We start from the raw sequence: 15,549 nt of genomic DNA, 5'->3' as shown, positions 1-15,549 counted from the left end.
ATCCCGACCACTGACCCGGGTCCGCCGCCCCCGCCGCCGCCGACGTCGACCGCGCCTCCTCCCGACACGCCGGGGCAGAAAACTTCCAAAGCCTGGAATCTCGCCTCCAAGGCGGTCCAGAAGGATAAGTGCAAGAGATTCCTGGCGACCGCGGGGATCACCGTCGAGCAGGTCGCCGACGTGTTCCACAAGAGCAGCGTCAAGTTGGAGCCGGGCAGCACTATCGCGGGCAAGCCCGACGCCGTGGCCTCGGTTCCTGACACCAGTCTCGGCACCGGCGCCGGCCCGATCACCCTCTGGCAGCCGTTCTTCAACGACACCCATCTTCAGGAGTACATGAACAGCATCCGCAACAGCTCCGCGCTCACCGTGTACGCCAACGCCATCAGGAACTGGAGCGTCGACCAGATGCGAGCGTTGAAGGTGCTGCACGAAGTTGCCCACCTGACCGGCAAACTTCCCGCCAACCACGAGGGTCCATGGGGCTCCAACCCCGATTCACAGAGCCGCTTCGAGCAGGAACTCGTCTTCAACTGCCCCATACCCGCCTCGTAGGCCCCGGCCACCGTATGTGAGGTTGTCCATGTCCAGACTCTTGACGTCCAGACTCTTGACCCACAGCCGATGGCGGCGCCTGCTCCTACCGCTCGGCCTGGCGTTAACAGCGCCGCTGGCGGTGGCGGCGCAGCCGGCCCAGGCCGCCGCGTGCGCCACGGCGGGCCATGTCTATGTCCGATCCGCCGCCGGATTACACCAGTCCGGCTACGAGGGAAACCAGCAGTTCGGTGTACCCGTGGTCGTTCTCTCCCCCTTCGGCTCGCTCGCGCTGTCGATCGGCGGCAACGGGCTGAGGAAAGACACGTCCATCACCTTCCAGATCTCCAAATTCGGGGAGTACTGGTTCGGCAACAATTCCTTCCGGCTCACCGGCTCCAACTGTGTCCACAACGAGGTGAGCATCGGCTCCCTGTCGGGATCCGAGCCCGGCCAGTACCTGCTGCGCGCCACCTACACCGCCGGCAACAGCGGCACCTTCGTCTCCAACGAACCGGTGGTCCTGCTCGTGATCCCGGCGATCCCGTAATAAACCCGGATAGGAGACACAATGCACATGCGTTCGCGTACCCACCGGGCCGGCCCGTAGGGCGCCATCGAGCAGGCGGCCGGCGGTGAGACCCCCATGCCGCCGCCGGCCGCGGCCGACGACCTCGCCGGCCAGTTCCGGGCAACTGGTCACCGGTCGGCCGGGAATCGCGTTCGCCTGGCCAGCACCGCCGGCATCGTCCATCAGTTCTGGAACGACTCCCGCACCGGACGCCTGGAGATCTTCACCGAGCGGATCCCCGCCAGATCGGGGCCAACGACACCCACCTCGCCGACACCAAGCGTCGTACGCGGCTAGGTCGGCCGTGGATGCCTGTGACCAGGGTCACAATCGGGCAAGAACCTGATCATGGTGTCCCATCGTCTGTCCGGGTGTGAAGGGAAGGGTGGGTGCCGTCACCTCCATGGACGAGGAGCAGCTGGTGCGTCGTATCGCTCGCGGAGATCGCGACGCGTTCGACGAGCTGTACCGGCGCACCTCGCCGTGGCTGGCGGTGCGGCTGCGCCGCCGGTGCCGCGATGACGAGTTGGTCGCCGAGGTGATGCAGGAGACGTACCTGGCGGTGTGGCGCGCGGCGGCGGCGTTCGCCGGCGCCGCGGTCGCGGGTAGCGCGGTCGGCTGGGTGTGGACGATCGCCGCCCGGCGGCTGGTCGACGCGCTGCGCAAGCGGGCCCGCGAGGCGCAGCTTCCCCACGCGGCGCTGACCGCGCCGACCGCAGAGGACGAGGCGCTGATGGCGGAGCTCAGCGACACCATGGGCGCGGCGCTGTGCCGGCTCGCCCCCGAGCTGCGGCAGGTCCTGCAAGCCATGGTGCTGGACGGGCTCACCGTACGGGAGACCGCCATATTGCTGGGCGTGCCGGAGGGAACGGTGAAGACCCGGGCCCGCCGGGCGCGGATCGCGCTAAGGGAGGTGCTGTCATGAAGTCGCTGGAACACATCCCGGCGGCGCTGCTGCGCCGGTACGCCTCGGGCGACGCGGGCATCGCGGCGGACGCGCTCTGGGCGGTCGAGGCGCACCTGGAGTGGTGCGCGTCCTGCCGGGAGCGCCTTGGTGCAGTAGTGGCCACGGACGACTCGGAAACGACATCGCTGCTGGCGCGCGTACAGGCGAATCTGGCGGGCGAGCTGTCTCGCGGCGCGCAGATGCCCGCGCGGCGGTGGCCGCGCCGGGTGGCGCGATGGGCGCCACCGGGCCTGTGGCCGCGGCTGGCCATGACGACGCTGGTGATCGCGGCGGCGCTCGGCCTGGATCTGGCGTTCAGCAACGTGCTGGCGTCACTGGTGCTGCTGGTGGCGCCGGTGGCGCCGCTGCTCGGGGTGGCCGCGATCTGGTCGGCCGGCCTCGACCCGGTGCACGAGCTGGTGGTGGCCAGCCCGCGGGCCGGGCTTTACCTGGTGCTTCGGCGCACCCTGGCGGTGCTGGTCGTGGTCATTCCCGCGCTGGCCGTGGCCGGCTGGCTGGCCGGCGCGGCACCGGCCCGCTGGCTGTTGCCGTGCCTGGCGTTCACCGCGGGCGCCCTGGCGCTGGGCGAGCTGATCGGGCTGAACCGGGCGGCGGCCGTGCTCGCGCTGGCGTGGACCTCGGGCGTGATCGCCCCGACCGTGCTGACCGCTCGGCCGCCGTTGCTGTTGGAGCCGGCCACCCTGCCGTACTGGGCCGGGCTGGTCGGGGTCGGCGCGGTCGTGCTGGTGCTGCGCCGTGACTCGTACACGGGATTGAGGAGGAGCACATGGTTCGGGCGGTGAGCGCGGCGGAGACCGCGGCGAGGACGTATGCCTGGGCGATCCAGGCCGACGGGCTGCGGGTGCGGGCCGGTCGGCGGATGGCCGTCGACGGGCTGGACCTGGCGATGGACACCGGCGTGCACGGGCTGCTCGGCCCGAACGGCGCGGGCAAGACCACGCTGGTCCGCTCGATCGCCACCGTGCTGCGCCCGGCCGGCGGCACGCTGACGCTGCTCGGCGAGCAGGTGAACGGGCGCGTCGACCTGCGCGGCCTGCGGCGCCAGATCGGGTACCTGCCGCAGGAGTTCGGCTACTACCGCCGCTTCACGGTGCGCGAGTTCGTCGAGTACATGGCCTGGCTCAAGGAGATGCCCTCGGCCGAGACGCCGGGCGCGGTGCAGCGCGCGATCGAACGGGTCGGGCTGGCCGACCGGGCCGACGACCGGATGAAGACGCTCTCCGGCGGCATGCTGCGCCGGGCCGGGATCGCCCAGGCCATCGTCAACGACCCGCGGATCCTGCTGCTGGACGAGCCCACCGCCGGGCTGGACCCGGACCAGCGCCTGCAGTTCCGGGCGCTGCTGCGCGAGCTCGGTACGGACACCTGCGTGCTGGTCTCGACCCACCTGGTCGAGGACGTGGCCGCCGCCTGCACCGACGTGGTGCTCATGGACGCCGGCCGGCTGGTCTTCCAGGGTGCGCCGGCCGGCCTCGCCGCCGCGGCCGGTGCCGACACCGGTGCCGGGGACAGCGCGGCCGAGCGCGGCTACTCGGCCATCCTGCGCCGCCACCGCGAGACGGAGGCGTGATGACCGCCCGGATCCTGCGCATCGAGCTGCGCCGTTCTGTCGCCCTGTGGACGGCGCTGCTGATCGCGCCGCTGCTCGTGGTGGCCGGCTTCATCGGATTCGCGGTCCTGCCGCCCCTGTTCCGGGACCGGGAACAGGGCGACCCTGGCGTGATCCTGCTCTTCCCGTACCTGCGGGGCCCGCGCGACGGCGAGTACGCGGTGCGGATGCTCTCCGCCCAGGCGAACCTGACCCAGGCCCTGTGGCTGGCGGCGGTGGCCGCCACCGGGCTCGCCCTGTTCGCCGCGGCCCGGCGCGGCACCCGGGTGGCCGCCCTCCTCCCGGCGCTGATCGGCGCCGCGGTCGCCGTACCGGCGGCGCCCGCCAGGTTCGCCGCGGCCTGGGTCGAGGACGACCGCGCCACCGAGGTGGTCTGCACCCGCGACGAGCCCGCGGTGTGCGTCTCCCGGGTGGAGTCCCACCTGCTGGCGCGGCTGCGCGGGCCGGCTCGCCAGGCGCTGTCGACTCTCGCGGCGAAGCTGCCGCCGGGGGCCGCCCGGGCCGAGGTGCGGGTCGTCAGCGCCGGCATCCCCCAGGCTCCGCAGCCGGCGGACACGATCCAGCTGTTCGTTTCGCACTTCGACGACCTGACGGAGGAGACCGCCGACAACCTGCTGGGGAGGATGCTCGCCGGGGCCGGCGTCCGGCCGTGCGTGAACCAGCTGGGCTTCGACCCGACTCGGTTCATCGAGGGGCCGCCCCCGGAACCGAATCACCGGTACCTGGCCGCGCGGCAGGCGGCGTACGGATGGCTCGTCGGCGGGCGGCCGCCGCAGACGCTGGACGACGGCGATCCCGCGGCGGCGTTCACGGGCGAGGCGCTGGCGGCGCTGTACGCCCTGCCCGCCGACGAGCAGCGGGCCCGCGTCGCCGCGCTGCGCGCCGCCGAGCTCACCTGCGCCCGGGGCGACCGGCTGGACCTGCTCACGGGCGGGACGCGGTGAGACCCCTGGCGCTGTACCTGCGCTCGCGGGCCGTGCCGGCGACCGCGGCGGCGGTGCTGGGCTGCGTGGTGGCGCTGTGGGCGCTCGGCCTGGCGATCGACCACCCGCAGGGCCGTACCCTCGCCGCCCTCCTGGTCGCGCTGGCCGCCACCACCGCCCTCGCGCCCGGCCTGGCCGGGCCTGACCACGACCTGGACCGGACCGCGGCGATCGCCTGGCCGCCGCGGCGGGCCGCTCACGTCCTGGTGGCCGGTACGGCCCTGGCCGGCCTGCTCGCCATCGCGCTCGCCGGCGAGCAGCTGGCCGGTACGGCCCAGCTCGCGCGCAACGTGGCCGGTCTGGCCGGGCTGGTGGCGCTCGGCGCGGTCGTCCTCGGCGCGGCCCGGGCCGCACTGCTGCCGGTGCTCTGGACGGTGCTCGTGCTGTGGTGGGCGCCCCCGATGGGAGAGCCACCCACCCGACCGGCGTACAAGGTGATCCTCACCTGGATGGTGCAACCGGCCGGGACCCAGGCGGCCACCGTCGCGGCCGTCGTCCTGGCCGTCGCCGGGACGCTCGTGTACGCGGTGCGGGGCAGCCGGCGCTGAACCCCTACGCTGGTGCCGCCGCTCCCGGCCCCCGCGCCGCACCAACTGCTGCTGGCCGAACGTATTCCCCTCGGTGGACTCGGGCCTCCGATTCGTGGGTGACGGCTCGTCGAAAGATCGAAAACTCCGTAGCAAGGCCGATGGGACTAGGCGCCAAATAAAGAAACCCCAGCTCACAGCATGTGAACTGGGGTTCTTCTGGTGCGCCGCCAGGGACTCGAACCCCGGACCCGCTGATTAAGAGTCAGCTACCTCGCGTGACGGCCTGTCCCGTTCAGCCCTCAGGTGTGTCAATTCGTGCCGTTCTAGCCATTAATCCGCCGATTTTCGTACCGGATTATGCCAGCGCGTGTCACATCGGTTCATGACATACGGGCACACCGCACCCCTCCGGTGTGCTCGTCGCCATGGCATGAACACGGCCCCTGTGATCGTAGGCAATCAGTGACCGCTTGATCGGCTGGCTAAGGCCGAATCCCGAACGAAATCACTCAGAGTTCCGGTTCCGAGACAACCACTAACGAGGAGATCGAGCGGCCCCTATTCATCAGCCCCGCCATCGTCCGGACTCACGTCAGCCGACTGCTCGCCAGGCTCCACACCCGCGGCAGGACCCAGCTCGCCGTCAATGCTCTGGCCTCACCAGCGCAGACGACCGCTGACCGGACCACGTCGCTCGATCGGACGGAGTCGGAGGGAGGGGTTCCGGACATCCGCCGGTTCGCGCGCCCTCCTGGTGGAAACGAATGGGTCGCCCATTCCACGCAGCAGCCTACGCTTGATCCTTGTGAGCGCTGGTAGGCCGCGATGGCGAGAGACGCTGCTTCCGGGCGGCCTGGTCGTCGCGCAAATCCTGCTCTCAGCATCGCATGGTCTCTGGGGGATATTGCCGAGGGTTCCGGAACTGGGATTCTCCTCTGTGTACGAGGGGCTTCCCGAATCGGTGCTCTCGGCTGTGAGTACGGGGACCGCCTTTGTCTCTCTCACCTGCCGCCGCGTCATACCTGTGTGGGCCCTTGGCGGCACGCTGCTGGCAGCGGTGCTGGGCATCGGCACGGCCGGTGGCGCTCTGGCGGGGCCGGTGGCGGTGCTGGTCGCTCTTCATGCGCTGGCCGTGCACCGCACGGCTGGACTTGCCGCGGCCGGGGCCTTCGCCGCCGTATTGGTCACGGGTGGGGTGGCTCTTGCCGCCGGTGCACCGGCGAGGACCGTTGCGGGGCTCGCTCTCCAGGCCACGGCTATGACGGCCGTGGTCTGGGTGATGGGCCGGTCTCGGCGGCGCAGGCAGGCTGGCCGAGCCGCTGTCACCGCGTACCGCGCGAGGGCCTCGTCGGTGCCGCTCCTGGCTGCCAGCACGGAACGAGCACGGCTGATGGCGGAGTTGCACGACGTGACCGCGCACCGGCTCACCGGAATCGTGGTGTCGGCCACCGCCGCCACCCGCCTCGCCGACCCGCGGCTCACCACGGAGGCCACCCGGCACGCCGCCGAAGCCGGGCGCCAGGCGGTGGCGGAACTGGACCGCCTGGCCGAGGCGGCCGAACCCAGGACGCTGGAGGACATCGATGCGCTCGTCGCCGAGCACGAGGGCCTCGACTACCGGCGTACGATCGCCGTCGTGCCACCACAGGTCGTTGTCATCGCCTACCGGGTGGTTCGCGAGGCGCTGACGAATGCGATGCGTTATGCGGGGGGCGCGTCCCATGTCCGGATCGACGGTCTGTCCGGGGAACTGGCCGTCACGGTCATCGACTCCGGCGGCACCGCGGCGGTGCCCGGTCTCGGCACAGGGAGCGGGCTCGCCGGACTGCGCTCGGCCGTGCAGGCCGTCGGCGGATCGCTGCGGGCCGGCCCCAAGGACGGCGGCTGGGAGGTGCGGGCCGTCATCCCCCAGCCTGTCGACGCGTTCGAGTGGTCTCCGCACGGCACGACGACCGATGGACCGGGCCTGACCGGGGCGGGGCGCACGGGTGGCTGGCGCGGTTCATCAGCACTCGACGGTACGCTGGTCATCCTGGCAATCGCGCTCTCACTGGGCGCGAACCTACTGCCCGAGGACGACCTCGACCCGTTCGCCTCTCCAGGCGCGAGCGTGCTGCTAGCGGTGCTGTTCGCCCTGCACGCGCTGCCCCTCTGGTGGCGCAGGAACGCCTCTCGCCGCAGTCTGGTGGTCGCACTCGCCACCATCATGGTGTGGCTGGGCATGGACATTGCGGGCTGGCCGGGACCGCCGATCAACGACGCGTTCCTGTGGTGCTGGTGGGTGGAATTGGTGCTGGTCTACGCGATCGGCGCCTGCCGTAGGAGTGCCCGAGATTGGCTCGCACCTGCCGCGGTGGCAGGCTGTGGCGGACTGGCGCTTGTTAGCGGCGATGGCATCACAGGTGATCGTCCGGCCGCATGGCTGGTGTTGACCGCGGCGCTGGCCCTGCCTGCTTGGGCGGCCTGGGCTTTGGGGAGGTTCGTCGCGTCGCGTCGTCGGCGGCGCGGCACGGCACTCGCTCGAGAGCGGGACCTGGTCGAGCGGGACGCGGTCATGGCGGCGACGGTCGAGCGCCACCGGATCGTCGGCGGCCTGCACCGTACAGCACGCCAGCATGCCCAGCGGGTGGCCAACGGAGCCGACGTCGGAAACCTGGAGGTCGTCCTCGCTGAGGCCAAGGCCGGACTGAGCGCGTTGCGGGAGCTGCTGGCTCAGGCACGGGAACGCGATGTCAGCGATGACCCGCCACCGACCGTGGACGGCATCGCCGCTCTGGCGGCACGTCACGGCGGCGCGGCCCGCTACCTGGGGTTTCGCAGGCCACTGCCACCGGTTACCGAGGCCACCGCCCACCAGGTCGCACGGGAACTGCTCACCGAAGGAGCGGCCGTCACCGTGATCTTCCTCGACGAGGGCATCACGGTGTCGGGTCGGTCGCCGACCAGTCCCGCTGTCCAGCGGCGGCTGCGCGCGCTTGCGGACGCCGCAGACGGTACACTCACCATCGCCGACGGCGGGGCGGCACAGGTGTGGCTGCCAGAGGTGTTCTTGTCGTGATCCGGGTGATGGTGGCCGACGACCAGGCCGTAGTGCGCGCAGGGATCGCCGCCATCGTGGACGCTGAGCCGGACCTGAGCGTGATCGGCCAGGCGGCCGACGGTGCGGCGGCCGTGGAACTCGCGACCTCCCTGCGGCCCGACGTCGCGCTCATGGACATCCGGATGCCGGGCATGAACGGACTGGCCGCCACCACAAAGATCACCGCTGCAGTGCCCGCCACGAGGGTCATCGTCTTGACCACGTTCCACCTCGACGAGTACGTGTTCGCGTCCCTGCGCGCCGGCGCGGTCGGCTTCCTGCTCAAAGACACCGACCCCGACCGCGTGATCGATTCGATCCGCGTGGTCGCCGGCGGAGAGGCGCTGCTGGATCCCGCCGTGACACGGCGGCTGCTTGACCATTTCGCCGCCGGACCCGGCCCGGTCGACGCTGAGCGGCTGTCCGTCCTCACCGCCCGCGAAAGACAGGTGCTCCTGCGGGTGGCGCGCGGCCTGACCAACGCCGAGATCGCCGCCGACCTCGAGATCAGCCCGGCCACCGTCAAAGATCACGTCGCTGCCGTCCTCGCCAAGCTCGGGGTCCGGGACCGGGTCCAAGCGACGATCGCCGCCTACGAAACCGGCCTGGTGAAGCCGGGTGATAGAGGCAACGGCACCTGAGCCGTGCCACCGCGCCTCCGCCGTGAGGCGGGGTGCGGCATCCGCCGGACAGCGGGGTTCCACAGGGTCCAAGACGGTCCTGAAGGCGCAGGGAAGGGCGTTTCCCCGCTTCTAGCGTGAACTCCATGGCACGCACTCTCACCCGCCGCCTGCTCGGCGGCGTTCTTCTTCTGACCGCGATGGCGACGGCGCCGCTCGTCGGCGCCGCCGGTTTCCTCGTCACCGCAGCCGCCAGCACGGCCATCCCCATCCTCGCGGCTGTCGGGCTAGTGGCGACGGCCGGCACCACCTTCCTGCTCAGCCGACCGGCGTTCACCCTGCTCGGCGCGCACGGCGGCCGCAAGCCCGCGATTCTGGCCGCGATTGGCGTGACGGCCGCCGTGGCCGTGCTCGCATCCGCCACCGTCCTGCGACCAGGCGCGATCCCACAAGCCGTCCCGGCTCCCGCAGGCGTTCGTTACTGGGATCTGCCAACCGGCTCCCGCATCGCCTACGTCCACGCCGCCGCCACCGGCAAGCCCCGCACCGCACCGGTGATCTTCCTGCACGGCGGCCCCGGCACCCCCGGCGAAGGCATCCCGGTCGGTGGCGAGGCCCTGACCGCGGTGGGTTTCGACGTGTACTCCTACGACCAACTCGGCGCCGGCCGCTCCACCCGGCTGTCCGACGTCACCGGCTACACGGTCGCCCGGCACGTCGCCGACCTCGAGGCGATCCGCCACACCATCGGCGCGGACAAGATCATCATTGTCGGCCAGTCCTGGGGCGGCTCGCTCGCCGCCCAGTATCTCGAAGCGCATCCCGATCGCGTCGCCAAGGTGGTCCTCACCTCACCCGGGGCGCTGTGGCCCGGCTCTCAACCCGACAGCGATCTCTCGCAGCGTCTCACCCCCGAGCAGCAGCAACGCTACGACGAGTTGACCGGCTCGCCCCGGATGCTCACCATGTCCCTCTTACTGGGCATCAACCCCAACGCCGCGCACGCCCTGATGAGTGATCGCGAGGCCGACGAGCGCTTCCATGAACTCGCGCTGGTGAGTCGCGGCACCGGCTCGTGCCCAGGCATGCCCGTACGGGAGCCCCACCACAACCGCCAGGGCTTCTACGTCAACCAGATCACCAGCGACGACTTCCGCCAGGTGCCCGACCCCCGCCCTAAGCTGCGCCAGATCCGGGTACCGGTACTGATCATGCGCGGCTCCTGCGACTTCGTGCCCTGGGAAGGGACCTACGACTACCGGCGCACTCTCCCCAACTCCACACTGGTGCCCATCGCTGGTGCGGGTCACGCCATCGCGGGCGACCAGCCCGACCCCTACACCCGCCTCCTGCGGTCATTCCTGACCGATCGGCCCCTTCCGCTGCCCGCCCACACCTCGGCCGACCCGCCCCGATGATCACCACCCCAGAACCCCAACACCAGACTGTCCATCCCCTGAAAGCGTGGAGACTCGGTTATGCGGCGATGGTCTCCTATGACCTTGCCTTGGTGGCTGTTCGCGCGGTCATGATCTGCCGCTCGTAGACGATCGGGGGTAGACCGTCGGCGGCGCTATGTCGGCGGCGGGTGTTGTAGAAATCGGCGATCCATGTAGCGATCTTGAGGCGGGCTTCGGCCCGCGCTGCGAAGCGGTTCCGGTGGACGTATTCGACCTTGAGGGTGGAGTTGAACGATTCGGCGGCGGCGTTGTCGAGCGCTTATCCGGCTAATGGTCTTGGTTCTCGGGTTGGCCGGTTAACGCTTTCAGTTCGTGCGGGCGATGAGTCGGCGGAGTTGCTCTTCATGCTGCCGGACTCGGGCGGCGATGGCGTCCAGGGCGAGGAACTGGGCCGGACGCCGGTAGCGCGGGTGCGGCATCGGTCTGCCGTGCGAGCGCAGGGCGATGATGTGGTCGATCAGGTCGAGGATGTCGTCATCAAGGGGGACCATCCGCTCGGTCTCCAGCTTGCCGAGACCGATCTTCAACCGGCTGCCGTGACCGGGAACCTCGTGGAGGCAGTCCAGTTCCAGATCGAGCAGTTCCCCGATCCGAAGCCCGCAGGCGCGTTGCAGCCGCAAGGCGCAGGCGGCCAGCTCGTTGCTCGGTCGGTCCCGCAAGACCTCGGCCAGGCGACGGTCGGCATCGACAGGCAGGTAGCGAGGCAGAGCCTGCGGGAGTTTCGGGTTGACCGCGTCGACCAGCGAGGTGAGGTAGGGCTCGATATGTCGTTGCCGGTCCAGGGAAGCGATCGAGTCCAGGTCGGGGTCGATGCGGGCGAGGAACAGGCCGAAGTGCTTGAGCCGGGCTGAGCTTCAACGACTTCCTCGTCCACATGACGTCCATGATCATCGTGCTGCTGGTCGTGTTCGTCGGCCTCTGCCGGCTGATGTTCGACCGGCACTTCCGCTACGACCCCGAGCGGCGCCGCGATCTTCGCCTATCTCGGCGGCGCCACCTACGTCCTGCAGGGCATCTACCGGCCGTCGCCGCAGGAGTACTCCTTCGCGTTCGGCGGCCTTTCCGCGCCCCTGGTCGGCCTCGGCGGCGCCGACACCGCCGTCCCTCTCGGTCTCGTCACGATCGGGTCCGCCGGCCTCGCGATAACCGCCTATGCCATCACCATCAAGCCCCGGCGTCGCGATCCGCAACCCAGCGGGATTCACTCATGAGCCCAACGCCGAACGCCGGGTGCACTGCTGACGCGGCACGCTCCCGACCGGGGCTGCCGTCACATGAGTTTGTCGAGGGTGATGGGTAGTTCGCGGATGCGTTTGCCGGTGGCGTTGTAGATGGCGTTCGCGATGGCGGCGGCGGTGCCGGTCACGCTGAGCTCGCCGATGCCGCGGGCGCCCATGGGTGCGTGTGGGTCGGGGATGCCGGTCCAGATGACGTCGATCTCCGGCACGTCCAGGTGTACGGGTATGTGGTACTCGGCGAGGCTGGGGTTCATGATGCGGCCGGTGCGCTCGTCGTAGTGGGTGTGCTCGGTCAGTGCCAACCCCATGGCCATGATCATGCCGCCGCGGAACTGGCTGGCCGCGGTCTTGGGGTTGATGACCCGCCCGCAGTCCATCGAGCCGAGCATGCGGCTGACCCGGGTCTCGCCGGTGACGGCGTTGACGCGGACCTCGCAGAACATCGCCCCGTAGGAGTGCATTGACCGCTCGTTCATTTCCGTTGGTTCGTCAGGGCTCGCCTCGACGGTGACCTTGTCGCGCTTGGCGCGGGTGAGGATGGCGGTGTAGGTCTCGTGCCGGGTGGGGTCGTCGAGTTTGGCGAGGCCGGCGTTGCGGGGACCGACCTGTTGTGCGGTGAGCCCCGCGAGCGGTGAGTCGGCACGGATCAGCGTGAGTAGTTCGGCGACCAGCATCTTCTTGGCCTCGACCACAGTCGCCGCGACGGTGGTGGTTTGACTGGACCCGCGGCCCGCGACCAGGCCGGGCATTGCGGAATCGGCGAGCCGGAACTCGACCTGGTCCGGGTGGAGTGCCAGGTTCTCGGCGATGATCTGGGTCTGTGCGGTCTCGGTGCCCATGCCCGCGTCATGTGTGGCGATGTCGACCGTGACGGTGCCGTCGCTGGTCAGCGTGAGCCGCGCCGCCCCACCGTTCTCCCGATTGTAGATGTGCGAAGCGGTCCCGCAGCCCATGCCGACCAGCCATTCGCCCTTTCGGACCGCGCCGGGGATCGGGTTGCGTTTCGCCCAGCCGAACCGTTCCGCGCCGTCGCGCCAGGCCTTGACGACGTTGCGGGAGGAGAACTCGGCGCCGTTGAGCGGATCGGTCTTGGGCTCGTTGCGGATCCGCAGCTCGATCGGGTCCATGCCAAGGGCGACCGCCACCTCGTCCACTGCGCTCTCGAGGGCGAAGCTGCCGACTGCTTCTCCCGGGGCGCGCATGGCGGCGTTGGCGACCTGGTCCAGAAACGCCCACTGGAGGTCGGTCTTCAAGCTGCCCGTCGCATAGGCGCTGAGGCTCACGAACGGGAACGCCTCGGGATGCGGGCTGTCCCTGGTGTGCGTGGCGGTCCCGGTGTGGATGATCGCGTCGAAGCGACCGTCCCGGCGGGCGCCGATGGCCATCCGCTGTTCGGTGAGCGCGCGGCCACCGACCATCCGGTACACCCCCTCGCGGGAGAGCGTGAGCCGCACCGGGCGGCCGGCGAGCCTGGCCGCCGCCGCGGCCAGCACCTGATGGCTCCCCATGAATTTCCCGCCGAAGGCGCCACCAACGTAGGGCGAGGTGACGTGGACCTGTCGTTCCTCGATACCGAGGATGTGGGCGAGCGACCAGGCATTGTGCACAACCGACTGCGACGCGTCGTGCACCACCAGTTCGTCGCCATGCCATGCCACGGTGACCGCGTGCGGCTCGATGGCGTTGTGGTTTTGATACGGCGTGCGGTAGGTGGCATCCACTGACACCGCCGCAGCCGCCAACTCGGCCTCCGCATCACCGATCTCATGGTGGAAATACACGGCGCCTTCGGTGCCGTTCGCCTTCGCCTGCGCGAAAGACGTGGTTGCGGGCTCCGCTTCGTAGGTGACCCGGATCAGCGAGGCGGCGTGGTCGGCCTGCTCCTGGGTCTCGGCAAGCACGACCGCGATCGGCTGGCCGTTCCAGCGGACCCGGTCGTCCTGCATGATCGGCAGGTTGTCGTTGCCTGCCGCCTTCTCGTTCGGCCCGAACGGCACCATCGGCTGCATCCGGGGAGCATTGCGGTGAGTCATCACGAGCACGAACCCGGGCGCCGCCTCCGCAGCGCCGGTGTCGAGCGTGGCGATCCGTCCCTTGGCGATCGTGCTGAAGACGAGCGCGGCATAGACCATGTCGTCGAGCGCGAACTCGGCCGCGAACCGCGCCATGCCCCGCACCTTGAGCGGACCGTCGATACGCGACAGCGCGGCACCGACCCACCCGCTGCCGCGCTGGACCAACACCTCGGGCGCGGCTTCGGACACCAAGCTCACCGGGCCCACTCCGGGCGGGCCGGTGAACGTCGACACCAACGCACCCGCACCGGCGGCACCGAAAATGCCGAGCACGCCCCGCCGGGTCAACGACGTATCTTGCTGTGCCGCGCCCTCGTGCTGGGTGGGCCGGCCGGAACCTTCCACGTTACTCATGCGTCACTTCCTCCCTGCCAGCTCGGCGAGTACGGCGGTGATCGTACGGTTCGCGAGCTCGATCTTGAACCCGTTGTCGTGCAGGGCAGTGGCCGCGTCGAGCTCGGCCTCCGCCGCCGCGCGGAAGGCCCGTGCTGTGGCGGGCCCACCCCTGAGCGCGTTCTCCGCCTCCCGGGCGCGCCAGGGCTTGTGCGCGACCCCGCCCAGTGCCAGCCGCACGTCCTTGACCCTGCCGTTCTTCACCTCCAGGACGGCGGCGACCGACACCAGCGCGAAGGCGTAACTGGCCCGGTCGCGTACCTTGCGATAGGCCGAGCGTGCTCCAGAGGCCAGCGGCGGCAGTTCGACCGCTGTGATCAGTTCGCCGGGTTCGAGCAGCGTCTCGACCTCAGGGTGATCGCCCGGCAGCCGGTGCAGCTCCGTCAGTGGCAGCGTGCGCGCGCCCGCGGCCCCTTCGAGGTGGACGACCGCGTCGAGCGCGGCGAGCGCCGCGCACATGTCCGACGGATGGGTGGCCACGCACGCGGAGGACGCGCCGAGGATCGCGTGCGTGCGGTTGAACCCGCCGATCGCGTCGCAGCCTTGGCCGGGGGTGCGCTTGTTGCAGCGCGATCCGTCGATGTCGTAGAAGTAGGCGCACCGCGTCCGCTGCAGGATGTTGCCGCCGACGGTCGCCATGTTGCGGATCTGCGCCGACGCACCCGCCAGGATCGCGCGGGCCAGCACCGGGTAGCGGGTGCGGACATCGCGATCCTCGGCCAGCGCGGTGTTCCGGACTGCCGCGCCGATCAGCAGGCCGCCGTTCCGGCGCTTGGTGATGGTCGCGGGCAGGCCCGTCACATCGACCAGCGCGGCCGGTCGCTCGACCCCCTCGCGCAGCAGATCGACCAGGTTCGTGCCACCGCCGAGATACGTGGCGTCCCTCGCCCCGGCGAACCGGACGGCTTCGGCCGCGTCGCGGGCCCGGGCGTAGGTGAGGGGGTTCATTCCGCCGCCCTCGCATAGGTTTCGGCGATCGCGGCGATGATGCCGTTGTGCGCTCCGCATCGGCACAGGTTGCCGCTCATCCGTTCACGCAGTTCGTCACGGGTGAGTGCGATCCGCCTGGCCGACAGGTCGTCCGTCACGTGGCTCGGCAGCCCACGCCTCGCCTCCGCCGCCATGCCCACCGCCGAACAGATCTGACCGGGCGTGCAGTAACCGCACTGGAAGCCGTCGTGCTCGATGAACGCCTGCTGCAGCCGATGCGGCCCGTCCTGGCCCGCCAGCCCCTCGATCGTGACGATGTCGCGGCCCACGTACTGCACCGCGAGCGCGAGGCACGACACGATGCGCTCGCCGTCGACCAGCACCGTGCAGGCGCCGCACGCGCCCTGATTACAGCCCTTCTTCGTCCCATGCAGATGCAGCGTCTCCCGCAGAAAATCCAACAGGGACACACGCGGGTCGGCCGGCGGCGCAACCGCGGAACCATTGATCCGAATTGCTACGTTTTTCATTTCTATCGTCGCTTCCTTGAAATCCTTTGT

16 protein-coding genes, 1 tRNA gene and 1 pseudogene are annotated in these 15,549 nt (G+C 70.2%); 12 read left to right on the top strand and 6 right to left on the bottom strand.

Translation table 11 applies throughout. The features are described 5' to 3' along the window. The 8 genes from Amac_RS54230 to Amac_RS48995 form a co-directional block, all read left to right on the top strand. A partial coding sequence (locus tag Amac_RS54230; protein WP_218041736.1) for a hypothetical protein occupies positions 1–555 on the top strand: 555 nt, incomplete at its 5' end. 55 nt (positions 556–610) lie between these two features. Further along, the gene (locus Amac_RS49025; protein WP_218041735.1) at positions 611–1,084 is read left to right on the top strand and encodes a hypothetical protein; all 474 of its coding nucleotides are present in this window, start codon (positions 611–613) and stop codon (positions 1,082–1,084) included. 96 nt (positions 1,085–1,180) lie between these two features. Beyond that, positions 1,181–1,402 (top strand): hypothetical protein, encoded by a 222-nt coding sequence (locus tag Amac_RS49020; RefSeq protein WP_155361286.1) that lies wholly within the window; start codon positions 1,181–1,183, stop codon positions 1,400–1,402. 124 nt (positions 1,403–1,526) lie between these two features. Further along, positions 1,527–2,030: an RNA polymerase sigma factor gene (locus Amac_RS49015; protein ID WP_246269189.1), complete on the top strand. Its 504-nt coding sequence runs from the start codon at positions 1,527–1,529 to the stop codon at positions 2,028–2,030. Next, the gene (locus tag Amac_RS49010) at positions 2,027–2,854 is read left to right on the top strand and encodes a cupin domain-containing protein (RefSeq protein ID WP_218041734.1); all 828 of its coding nucleotides are present in this window, start codon (positions 2,027–2,029) and stop codon (positions 2,852–2,854) included. Before Amac_RS49015 ends, Amac_RS49010 begins: the two co-directional genes overlap by 4 nt. Continuing rightward, complete coding sequence (locus Amac_RS49005; RefSeq protein ID WP_155361285.1) at positions 2,839–3,642, top strand: ABC transporter ATP-binding protein; 804 nt, start codon at positions 2,839–2,841, stop codon at positions 3,640–3,642. The genes Amac_RS49010 and Amac_RS49005 overlap by 16 nt, the downstream gene beginning before the upstream one ends. Further along, positions 3,642–4,625 (top strand): hypothetical protein, encoded by a 984-nt coding sequence (locus Amac_RS49000; RefSeq protein WP_155361284.1) that lies wholly within the window; start codon positions 3,642–3,644, stop codon positions 4,623–4,625. The genes Amac_RS49005 and Amac_RS49000 overlap by 1 nt, the downstream gene beginning before the upstream one ends. Beyond that, entirely contained in the window at positions 4,622–5,212 is a 591-nt protein-coding gene (locus Amac_RS48995) for a hypothetical protein (RefSeq protein WP_155361283.1), read from the top strand. The genes Amac_RS49000 and Amac_RS48995 overlap by 4 nt, the downstream gene beginning before the upstream one ends. Positions 5,213–5,411: 199 nt before the next feature. On the opposite strand, the gene Amac_RS48990 is transcribed toward Amac_RS48995, so the two are convergent. Continuing rightward, a tRNA-Lys gene (locus tag Amac_RS48990) sits at positions 5,412–5,492 on the bottom strand. Positions 5,493–5,686: 194 nt separating this feature from the next. On the opposite strand from Amac_RS48990, the gene Amac_RS58265 reads away from it, so the two are divergent. The 4 genes from Amac_RS58265 (at position 5,687) to Amac_RS48970 (ending at position 10,311) form a co-directional block, all read left to right on the top strand. Then, positions 5,687–6,013, top strand: a complete 327-nt coding sequence (locus Amac_RS58265) for a LuxR C-terminal-related transcriptional regulator (protein ID WP_155361292.1) — start codon at positions 5,687–5,689, stop codon at positions 6,011–6,013. Between the two features lie 205 nt (positions 6,014–6,218). Then, entirely contained in the window at positions 6,219–8,252 is a 2,034-nt protein-coding gene (locus Amac_RS48980) for a sensor histidine kinase (RefSeq protein WP_155361282.1), read from the top strand. Next, positions 8,249–8,914, top strand: coding sequence for a response regulator (locus tag Amac_RS48975; RefSeq protein WP_218041733.1), 666 nt, complete (start codon positions 8,249–8,251; stop codon positions 8,912–8,914). The genes Amac_RS48980 and Amac_RS48975 overlap by 4 nt, the downstream gene beginning before the upstream one ends. A 125-nt stretch (positions 8,915–9,039) precedes the next feature. After that, on the top strand, positions 9,040–10,311 hold the full coding sequence (locus Amac_RS48970; protein ID WP_155361281.1) for an alpha/beta hydrolase: 1,272 nt from the start codon (positions 9,040–9,042) through the stop codon (positions 10,309–10,311). A gap of 76 nt (positions 10,312–10,387) precedes the next feature. On the opposite strand, the pseudogene Amac_RS58260 reads toward Amac_RS48970, so the two are convergent. The 5 genes and pseudogenes from Amac_RS58260 to Amac_RS48945 all read right to left on the bottom strand — a co-directional run. Continuing rightward, positions 10,388–10,597 (bottom strand): annotated as a pseudogene (locus tag Amac_RS58260) (integrase core domain-containing protein); the annotation flags it as partial. A 61-nt stretch (positions 10,598–10,658) separates the two neighbouring features. Continuing rightward, the gene (locus Amac_RS48960; protein ID WP_281356419.1) at positions 10,659–11,024 is read right to left on the bottom strand and encodes a tyrosine-type recombinase/integrase; all 366 of its coding nucleotides are present in this window, start codon (positions 11,022–11,024) and stop codon (positions 10,659–10,661) included. A 599-nt stretch (positions 11,025–11,623) separates the two neighbouring features. Beyond that, positions 11,624–14,020, bottom strand: coding sequence for a xanthine dehydrogenase family protein molybdopterin-binding subunit (locus Amac_RS48955; RefSeq protein WP_155361279.1), 2,397 nt, complete (start codon positions 14,018–14,020; stop codon positions 11,624–11,626). Positions 14,021–14,023: 3 nt separating this feature from the next. Further along, complete coding sequence (locus tag Amac_RS48950) at positions 14,024–15,007, bottom strand: FAD binding domain-containing protein (protein ID WP_155361278.1); 984 nt, start codon at positions 15,005–15,007, stop codon at positions 14,024–14,026. Then, positions 15,004–15,519: a 2Fe-2S iron-sulfur cluster-binding protein gene (locus Amac_RS48945; protein WP_155361277.1), complete on the bottom strand. Its 516-nt coding sequence runs from the start codon at positions 15,517–15,519 to the stop codon at positions 15,004–15,006. The genes Amac_RS48950 and Amac_RS48945 overlap by 4 nt, the downstream gene beginning before the upstream one ends. Positions 15,520–15,549 lie beyond the last annotated feature (30 nt).

It is taken from the genome of Acrocarpospora macrocephala (genome assembly GCF_009687865.1).
GTDB classification, from domain to species: domain Bacteria; phylum Actinomycetota; class Actinomycetes; order Streptosporangiales; family Streptosporangiaceae; genus Acrocarpospora; species Acrocarpospora macrocephala.
The sequence above is the reverse complement of the archived record's forward strand: the minus strand, read 5'-3'. Positions and strand labels throughout refer to the sequence as shown.